This window comes from Dietzia sp. KRD202 (assembly GCF_017168155.1).
Taxonomy (GTDB): Bacteria; Actinomycetota; Actinomycetes; order Mycobacteriales; family Mycobacteriaceae; genus Dietzia; species Dietzia kunjamensis.
Genome location: NZ_JABFAN010000082.1, coordinates 1 through 2,258, shown reverse-complemented (window position 1 = coordinate 2,258; position 2,258 = coordinate 1). Strand labels below are relative to the sequence as shown.

The window sequence follows — 2,258 nt, the reverse complement described above, 5'->3', positions numbered from 1 at the left end:
CTCCCCCGCCACCGACTCCCCCGCCACAATGCACCTGGTGGTCCAGCAGATGGTCGACGCGCGGGCGGCCGGCGTGGTGTTCACCGCCGACCCCACCACGGGGCGGCGCGACCTCGTGGTGATCGACGCCGTCGCCGGGCTGGGCGAGTCCCTGGTCGACGGCACCGCCTCCCCCGACCACCTGGTCCTCGACGCCGCCGGCACCGTGGCGGTGAGCGAGGTCGGCGAGCGCCCGGTGCTCCTCGGCGAGGACATCGAGGCGATCCGGTCCGACGCGCTGACCGCCGAGCGGCACTGGGACCGGCCGATGGATCTGGAGTGGGCGATCGACCGGGAAGGGCGGCTGTGGTGGCTGCAGGCGCGGCCCGTCACCACGCTGCCCGCGGACCTGGGCGGGATGGATTCGACACTCGCCGGCAGCGACCACGTGTACACGCGCTGCAACATCGGCGAGATGATGCCGGGGGCGTACTGTCCGCTCACCGCGTCGGTGTCGGGGTACGCGATCGACCACGCCATGCAGATGGTGCAGGTGGTCGCCCGCGCGCAACCGAGTTACGAGCAGCCGTGGCTACAGGTGGGCTACTTCTCCGGGCACATGTTCCTCAACCTCACCGAGGGCACCGCGCTGAGCTCGGGACTGCTGGGCAATTCGCTGGAGCAGTTCTCCACGTCGATCTGCGGGCGGGTGGTCGACGAGCTCGTGCCCAAACCGCCGCAGCCGCTCCCGCGGCGACTCGGTAATACGGTTCGCCTGTCGACGTTCGCCCTCACCGCGGGCCCGGCCGTGCGGGGTCTGGGCGAGCAGATCGGCGCGTTCGAGATCCCCACCGGCTGCGACCCACTACAAGTGTGGCGCCAACTCGAGGCGGGGATGCACCTGTACTGCGAGGTGACATTGACGCACGTGCGGTCGTCATCTCGCGCGGCGGTCGCGGCCAACGTGCTGGAGAGCGTGCTCATGCGGCAGGCCGTCGCCGCGGGCGGCACCGAGGACAACGGCCGCGCCGAGGCCTCCCGGCTCATGGCCGGCGCCGCAGATGTGGAGAGTGCGCTCATGCTGGCCGAGCTCGAGTCGGTGGTGCGGGCGTTGGCTGCTGACTCCGCCGCTACCGAGCGGTTTCTCGGAGCGGATCCCGGCGCGGCAGTGGAGGCGGTGCTCGCCTCGGCTGACGGGTGGGGCGTCGCGCTGCGGCGGTTCCTGTCGCGCCATGGCCATCGCGGGTATCGCGAGCTGTGTATGCGAGACGCGTCGTGGGCCGACGATCCCGAGGGGCTGGGCGCGATCATGCAGGTCATGGTGCGGTCCACGCTCGAGCGGGGTGGGCGGGCGTCCGAGACCGCGGAGGTCCCGGAGCCGGAGTCACCCGTGATCCGCCAGCTTGCGCGGTGGGCCCGGGCCGGTGCGCGGGGCCGCGAGGAGACCAAGTCCAAGATGGCGCTGATGGCGCACTCCTTGAAGCGCGGTTATCGGCATCTGGGCGAGGTGCTCTCGGCGTCCGGGCGGCTGCCCGATGCGGATCTGGTGTTCTTCTTCGACCGGCCCGAGCTGGCGCGGATCGTCGGCGCGCCGGGCCCGGTGACCGGCGGACTCGCGAGTCACGGCTCGGACGGCAGCGTGTCGGCCTCCCCGGAGGAGTTGGTCGCGCAGGCTGTCGAGCGTCGGAAGGCGCTGGCGTTCCAGGACGCGCTCGAGTTCCCGGACGTGTCGGTGGGTCGGCCGACTGCGTTGATCGCCCGGCCGCCCCGCGAGGCTGCGGGCGGCGACATCGTGGGCCGTCCGGCGAGCCGCGGAACGGTGGAGGGCGTGGTGCGGGTGGCCCGGTCGATCGTCGATGCCCGGGAGGTGCAGCCCGGTGAGATCCTGGTCGCGCCCGTGACGGACGTGGGCTGGACTCCGTATTTCACGGTGATCGCGGCGCTGGTCACTGATATCGGCAGTTCTGTCTCTCACGGCGCGGTGGTCGCCCGCGAGTACGGCCTGCCATGCGTGGTCAACACCATCGATGCCACCCGAACGCTGCGCACCGGCGACCGCGTCCGAGTGGACGGCGACCGCGGCGTGGTGACTCGACTGGAGGGGTGAGGGCCCGGCACCCAGCTACTGCGCCGCAAACTGCGCGGTCAGGTCAGAACGGTGGTGGGTCGATGAGTTCGTCGAGGCGTTCGTGGAGTAGGGCGCGGATGCCTTTTTCGATGTCGCTGTGGTGGGGTTTGTTGCGGGCCCACCAGCGGCTGGCGCTCTCGGGGGTGGCGCT

1 protein-coding gene is annotated in these 2,258 nt (G+C 71.5%); it reads left to right on the top strand.

Annotated elements, in window-relative coordinates; translation table 11 throughout:
* Window positions 1-2,086 (top strand): PEP/pyruvate-binding domain-containing protein (locus J1M64_RS18855; protein ID WP_206475192.1); only part of this gene is annotated, 2,086 nt, incomplete at its 5' end.
* Between the last annotated feature and the right edge of the window lie 172 nt (window positions 2,087-2,258).